Origin of the sequence: Pseudomonas sp. NFACC05-1, from assembly GCF_900100135.1 — a bacterium.
In the GTDB taxonomy this organism is placed as follows: domain Bacteria; phylum Pseudomonadota; class Gammaproteobacteria; order Pseudomonadales; family Pseudomonadaceae; genus Aquipseudomonas; species Aquipseudomonas fluorescens_Q.
The window spans coordinates 1-6,252 of sequence record NZ_FMTR01000049.1; the positions used below are offsets into that span (position 1 = coordinate 1).

Below are 6,252 nucleotides of genomic sequence, written 5' to 3' on the forward strand. Positions count from 1 at the left end.
ATCCGGCAATCGGAAGTGCGGGTCAGCAGCCACAACCACGGCCGCAACGTCGCCTGGTAACTGGCGAACTGGCCCTGGTCGACGTTCTGGCTGCAGCGGGCGACGATGCCATGGAAGTAGCGCTCACCACCGCCATCGAGCTGCAGGCTCACGCACATGGGCTTGCCAAGCAGCTGGTTGAGATCGATGGCATTGTCCAGCGAATGCAGCTGCAACTCGTAGTTGAACAGCCGCCCTAATTCTTCACCGCCGCCCATGTCCTTGAGCAACAGCACCTCAGGTCCCAGGGGGCTGGTGACTTTGGCCAGGCGTGAGGCTTGGTTGAATAGCATCGGTTGTCCTTATCGCTGCCGCAGTCCATTTGACGCTGCGCAAGATTGCCGGCTTTTGACGTTGAAGATCAAGCGATCGCGCCCTTTGATAGCTCGTGCACAGGCATGAAATCGCCAGAGTAGTGACGCTGATCGCATAATGTAGTTCGTTGCTTGAGGCAGAGGAACCCGGTTCTTGATTGTTACCAGGCATTACTTGAATATCTGCTCCTTCGCGCGTCACCTCACGTCCATGGAAAGCGATTACTGTGACCTCTTACCGCATTCAAGAAGCCGATCTCGAAATCCCCGATACCTGGCAGGACCAGAGCATCAATATTTTCAAGCTGCCGGCAGTCGGCCCTGCTAAAGAAGCCAGTTTCGTCATCAGCCGCGATACCACTCAGGGCGATGCTCCTTTTGCCGAGTACGTGGACCGCCAACTCAAAAGCGCGGAGCAGCAACTGCCGGGCTTCAAGCTGGTTCAGCGCTGGGACACCGTACTGCATGGGCACACCGCTACATTGCTGGACTACACCTGGCAACGCGAGGGGCGCGACCTGATGCTGCGCCAGGTGTTCATCGAGCGTAAACCATCCGTGGTGATCACCACTTTGACCACCACACCGAACGATTTCGCCTATCACGAGCCGGCCTGGAAGGTGGCGATGCATTCGTTCAAGCCACAGCCTCCGATCATCTGAGCATCCATACGTCCCACTGAGCAGTCATACACATCAGTCAGGTAGATGCGCGCAATGGATGCACAGGCTGCAGCACGTCTGGGTGACGAAATAGCCCACGGGTTCGGGTTGGCCGCGATGGTCGCCGGTGCCGTGGCCGGTGCCTTGATCGGTGCTGCGGTCGTTGCCGCGACGGTTGCCACGGGCGGCGTGGCCTTGGCGATCATGGCCGGCTCGATTGCGGCTGGCGGCTTGTCGATGTTCCAGATCGTCAAGGGCCTCTCGACCATATTCAACCTGCCCGAGCCCACTACGGGGGCGTTGATAATGGGCAGCTTCAACGTCTACATCAACAGCCGCAATGCCATGCGGGCGGGTGAAGACACTTCATCTTCCTGCACCGGCCTGCCGATGAACCATCCGATCTGGCCCTTTCCGGTGCTGATCGCCGAAGGCAGCGCCACGGTCTTTATCAACGGCAAGCCGGCGGCGCGCTTGCACAGCAAAATGGTCTGCGGAGCCCACATCAAGAGCGGCAGCCCGAATACGTTCATCGGTGGGCCGACGGTGTCGGTGGCGTTTGTCCTGGATCTTGAAGGGTGGATGCACACTGGGCTGGAAGTGTTGGGGTTGTTGGCGGCAGGTGCTGCGCTGGTCATGGCCGCCATGGCGGGTATCGCCGTGCTCGTCGAGTTCGTGGTGGTGGGCGGGCTGATCGTAGGGGGGATGGAGCTTCTCGGTGATTTAGGTGACCGCCTGGGGCCTGGCTATCGGGACCTGCTGCAAGGGGTCGCCGGCATGGCCATGCTGGGGCTGAGTCCGAAGATGGCGAAGGCGGCCAAGCCTGCCGAACTGCCGCCGCCCAAGTACAAGCCTGGCGTGACCGAGGCCGATATCCTGGCCATGCCGAAGGGGTCGCGACCCGACGCCGACACGTACCTGTCACCGCAGTATGTGAAAGAACACTTGGCCCAGTTCGAGAACGGTGCCTCGCGTTTCACCACCAAGGCCAACCTGGACAAGTACGGCATCGCCCAGCGCGACGGTACGACGTTCCTGATGCCCAAGGCTGAAGCCGATCAATTGATTGCCAATGCCAAGGGCGACAAGCGCGCATTGGAGAAGGCCCTTGGGCTACCAGAAAATACCCTGGAAAGTAGTACTCTGGTGCGGGTCGACATCCCCGCGCCTAAAGACATGAACCTGCGGATTCCTTCAGGTAACGAGGCCGGCGCCAACGAATTCTGGATCCCTGGCGGCAAGCTGCCGACCGGTGCCAGCGAGGCGGTCATCGATGCCGGGGGCATTTTGCCCAAAGACTTCAGTTGGACGCCATTATGACGGTAGAGGTAGGCAAATCATGAAATTTCAAGATGTTCTGGTCAGTCGCGAACACATGTTCTGCGTGGGTATCGAACAGGATTCGGGTCGATTCTATGTCTCCATACCGGTGAGCAACGGCATGGCCGACTACGAGGAATATTATGAAATCAATCAGGCGACCTTCGAGCTGTTCAAGCGTGACCCGGATGCGGCGCTGCCTTTTGTGGCGCGTTGCAGGAAGCGTGAGCTGGACGAGCTATTGATTGTCCAACCGGGAACGAACCGCGGCACCGCCATCTGATCGTCGAAGGGCAGGGGGAACGGTGGGAATTGAATTGAGTGCCTTCGCCAGTCGGGATGTGTTCCTGGACTACGCCTACGAAGCGGTCACCTTCCGTTGGGACCCTCGCACCGGGACCGTATTCAGGAAGTTTTACGGTGCTGCCGAAAGCGAACAATCGGTTCCCGCGGACAATAGGCTGTACAACGACGCCGTCTTGTATGGTCGCGAGATTTCCAAAGAACAATACGCGAAGGGCTTTGATCGCCAATGAGCATTCTGGACGCTGCAATCGCCCTGGCTTCAAGGGTCCACGCGGGCCAGGTGGATAAGGCCGGCAAGCCCTATATCCTCCACCCGTTGCGCTTGATGATGAAGTTCGACGGGCTTGAAGAGCAACTGGTCAGCCTGTTGCATGATGTGGTCGAAGACGGCGATGTCACGCTGGATGAGCTGCGCGGGCTTGGCATTCCCGAGGTTGTGGTGACGGCTATCGACTGCTTGACCAAGCGCAAGGGCGAGTCCTATGAACAATTCATCGCCCGGATTCGTCCCAATCCACTGGCGACCAAAGTGAAAATAGCGGACATCCACGACAATCTTGACCTCACTCGGCTGCCCGTCGTGCGAGACAAGGACCTGGAACGCGCCGCGAAATATCATCGGGCATTGCGTTACCTGCAAGAGCAATGAATCATGTCGCCGCCGTCTGCTCGTTGAAGGACAACGCGGCAAGACCGGCGCTGCGTTCGCTCTGACCGTGCCCAGCGATCTCTGGTCATCGATAACTCTCCTGTGCAGTCATACAACCAGTAAGTTGGATTTTCGCAATGGATGCACAGGCTGCAGCACGTCTGGGTGATGAAATAGCCCATGGCTTCGGGTTGGCCGCGATGGTCGCCGGTGCCGTGGCCGGTGCCTTGATCGGCGCCGCGGTCGTAGCCGCGACGGTTGCCACGGGCGGCGTGGCGCTGGCGATCATGGCCGGCTCGATTGCCGCCGGCGGCTTGTCGATGTTCCAGATCGTCAAAGGCCTGTCGACCATCTTCAACCTGCCCGAGCCCACCACGGGGGCGTTGATAATGGGCAGCTTCAACGTCTACATCAACAGCCGCAATGCCATGCGGGCGGGTGAAGACACTTCATCTTCCTGCACCGGGCTGCCGATGAACCATCCGATCTGGCCCTTCCCGGTGCTGATCGCCGAAGGCAGCGCCACGGTGTTCATCAACGGCAAACCCGCCGCACGCTTGCACAGCAAAATGGTGTGTGGCGCGCACATCAAGACCGGCAGCCCGAATACGTTCATCGGTGGGCCGACGGTGTCGGTGGCGTTTGTCCTGGATCTTGAAGGCTGGATGCATACCGGGCTGGAAGCGTTGGGAATGTTGGCCATGGGGGGCGCAGCGATTCTCGCGGCCATGGCTGGCGTGGCCGCTCTGGTCGGTTTCGTGGTGATCGGCGGCACGATGATGGCTGGTATGGCGTTGCTGGGGGATCTGGGGGATCGCTTGGGGCCGGGTTACCGGGACCTGCTGCAGGGCGTCGCGGGAATGGCGCTTCTGGGCCTGGGCCCGAAAATGGCGAAAATCGGTACGGCGCCCAAGCCGCGCTCGGTGAGCTTCAAACCGGGCTACACGTCAGAGGATATCGCTGCGATACCCAAGTTAAGCCGGCCCAATCCTGCCGATTACCTTGAGGCCTCCTATATCGACAAGCACCTCAAAGTCTTTCAGGATGAAGGCGGTGCGTTTCTGTTTACCCCCGATGACATTGCCAACCCCATGTATGGAACCTTTAGCGACACTAAGTACGTCATGGCCAAGTCAGACCTGCACGGTGTGGTCGCCGAGTTTAAGAAAACCGGTGATCTTTCCATTCTGGAGACCGCTTTGGGTTATGAACCGGGCAGCTTCACCGGCAAGGAGATTTACATGATGAACCTGGACAATCCCAAGGTTGTCATGCCCTCCGGTAACGAGCGCGGAGCGAACCCGTTATGGCGCCCTGGCGGCCTGACCCATCCCGGCGGTATGCGTGAAGCCGTATTGGATAAGGTGGCCATCCCACACAATAACGACATCAATTTCCTGCTCGCGAACCCGGATGTAGTGAGAATCCAATGAGTGCCACCCTAGAAAATGTATTGCTGCTGGCCCTGGCCAATGACGAGCTGGATAAATTCCTCGTAGGCGAGCCGTTCTACTTTCAAGAAGCCAAGAATGATTATGAGGAACCGCAGAACATCGTTGCGGCTTTCGATTTGCTGGTGCTGCGTTATTGGCAACAGACTCGCGATCCCCAGTTCCCTGTGCGCTGGGTGACGGCTTTGCTCAAGATTCTCGCGACCTACCCTGATCGTAATCGGGCAATTTATGTTGCGGCGTCGTGGGTCTGGTACTACCGGTTTTGCCTGAGCAAAAAACAGGCACAACCCGAGGGGTTTTATGCCGACTTGTTCGAGGTTGATATGGGCGCCGTGGCGCTGGCCCTCCAGCGGCAGCTTGAGCTCAACAAGGCTGAGCTTGTCCAGGATACGCGTTGGGCGGGTGGTAGCTGGAACAGCCAGAACGGCCTGTGGGGGCCGTTGATGCGGACCGCCCTTGTCGTTCGGGATAAGCTGGGCGGCCCTGACTTCGTCCCGGCTAATCTCTGAGTGGTTAATGATGTGCTGAGGGCCTATGTGGCAACAGCGGACGGTGATTTGATCCATGTTCGAATCATCGATAAAGCGCTGGACTCACCCCTGCGCGTTATCGGGTTTTCGAATGCGGCAGAGAAAGATATCTACGTTTTGCAGGTCGCGCACAACACGCAGAAGGCAAAGGTATTCGATGCACTCCGTTCATTGGGCGTGGCCTTTTCGGCGGGCAAGGAATGGTGTCCCTCCGAAGTTTTTGAATATCTTCGTGACGAGCAATTGCTGAGCGGCAAGTACTTGCGCGTCGCGTGGACGCAGCCCGGTCAATACCGGCTTACGAACGAGTGAAACTTCAAGATGCCTGGGTCCACCGGGCACACAGGTTCTGCGTGGGTGGCAACGATGAACCCGTGGCGAGGGAGCTTGCTCCCGCTTGAGTGCGAAGCGCTCACAAAAAGGGGCGGCTACGCAGCCCAGCGGGAGCAAGCTCCCTCGCCACGGTTATTCCGGCCATGAACCTCAGTGCTTGGCCTTTGCCGGGAAAAAAGCTTTCACCGCCGCATCGATCACACCTTTGATGCCCTTGCCCTTGGCATCCACTTCGCTTGCGCCACCGGAGTTGAGGTCCAAGCGGCCGCCGGTGTCGATGTTGCCATTGCCACTGGCGTAGATATTGAACGCAGTGCCCGAGATATTGATCTCGCCACTGGCATTGAACTCCAACACGCTTTTGCCACAGACCAGTCGGATCTGCGAACCCGCCTCCACGAGGTACTGGGTACTGATGCTGTCGCTCTTGGCTCCCCCGACAAGCAATGCGTCGTTGCGCTGCACGGCCCGCAGTCGGTCTTGGCCAATCCGTATGGTTTCGTTGTGGCCGATGCTTTTGTTGCGGTCATGGCCCACCGAATGGCTTTCATCCACCTCGACCACGATGTCCTGGTTGCGCTCGGCATGGATGTACAGCTGCTCGGCGCCTTTCTTGTCTTCCATGCGGATTTCGTTGAAATTCGC

9 protein-coding genes and 1 pseudogene are annotated in these 6,252 nt (G+C 58.7%); 8 read left to right on the forward strand and 2 right to left on the reverse strand.

Annotation, left to right across the window (positions count from 1 at the left end; genetic code table 11):
- Positions 1-332 (reverse strand): contractile injection system protein, VgrG/Pvc8 family (locus BLO97_RS30295; protein WP_256572489.1); only part of this gene is annotated, 332 nt, incomplete at its 3' end.
- 248 nt (positions 333-580) lie between these two features.
- On the opposite strand from BLO97_RS30295, the gene BLO97_RS30300 reads away from it, so the two are divergent.
- From BLO97_RS30300 to BLO97_RS30335, 8 genes are all read left to right on the forward strand, one after another.
- A complete protein-coding gene (locus BLO97_RS30300) occupies positions 581-1,015 on the forward strand; it encodes a DcrB-related protein (RefSeq protein ID WP_063323759.1) in 435 nt (144 codons plus the stop codon).
- A 54-nt stretch (positions 1,016-1,069) separates the two neighbouring features.
- Positions 1,070-2,335: a PAAR domain-containing protein gene (locus tag BLO97_RS30305; protein WP_063323760.1), complete on the forward strand. Its 1,266-nt coding sequence runs from the start codon at positions 1,070-1,072 to the stop codon at positions 2,333-2,335.
- A gap of 19 nt (positions 2,336-2,354) precedes the next feature.
- Positions 2,355-2,618 carry a hypothetical protein gene (locus tag BLO97_RS30310; RefSeq protein WP_092151234.1) on the forward strand — a complete coding sequence of 88 codons (264 nt, stop codon included), beginning with the start codon at positions 2,355-2,357 and terminating at the stop codon, positions 2,616-2,618.
- A gap of 22 nt (positions 2,619-2,640) precedes the next feature.
- On the forward strand, positions 2,641-2,871 hold the full coding sequence (locus tag BLO97_RS30315; protein ID WP_092151237.1) for a hypothetical protein: 231 nt from the start codon (positions 2,641-2,643) through the stop codon (positions 2,869-2,871).
- Entirely contained in the window at positions 2,868-3,290 is a 423-nt protein-coding gene (locus BLO97_RS30320; RefSeq protein ID WP_092151240.1) for a GTP pyrophosphokinase, read from the forward strand. The genes BLO97_RS30315 and BLO97_RS30320 overlap by 4 nt, the downstream gene beginning before the upstream one ends.
- Before the next feature lie 137 nt (positions 3,291-3,427).
- Positions 3,428-4,723, forward strand: coding sequence for a PAAR domain-containing protein (locus BLO97_RS30325; RefSeq protein WP_092152514.1), 1,296 nt, complete (start codon positions 3,428-3,430; stop codon positions 4,721-4,723).
- A complete protein-coding gene (locus tag BLO97_RS30330) occupies positions 4,720-5,253 on the forward strand; it encodes a hypothetical protein (RefSeq protein WP_092349801.1) in 534 nt (177 codons plus the stop codon). The genes BLO97_RS30325 and BLO97_RS30330 overlap by 4 nt, the downstream gene beginning before the upstream one ends.
- Positions 5,254-5,586 carry a hypothetical protein gene (locus BLO97_RS30335; protein WP_092151225.1) on the forward strand — a complete coding sequence of 111 codons (333 nt, stop codon included), beginning with the start codon at positions 5,254-5,256 and terminating at the stop codon, positions 5,584-5,586.
- A 171-nt stretch (positions 5,587-5,757) separates the two neighbouring features.
- On the opposite strand, the pseudogene BLO97_RS30340 reads toward BLO97_RS30335, so the two are convergent.
- A pseudogene (locus BLO97_RS30340) lies at positions 5,758-6,252 on the reverse strand (type VI secretion system tip protein VgrG); the annotation flags it as partial.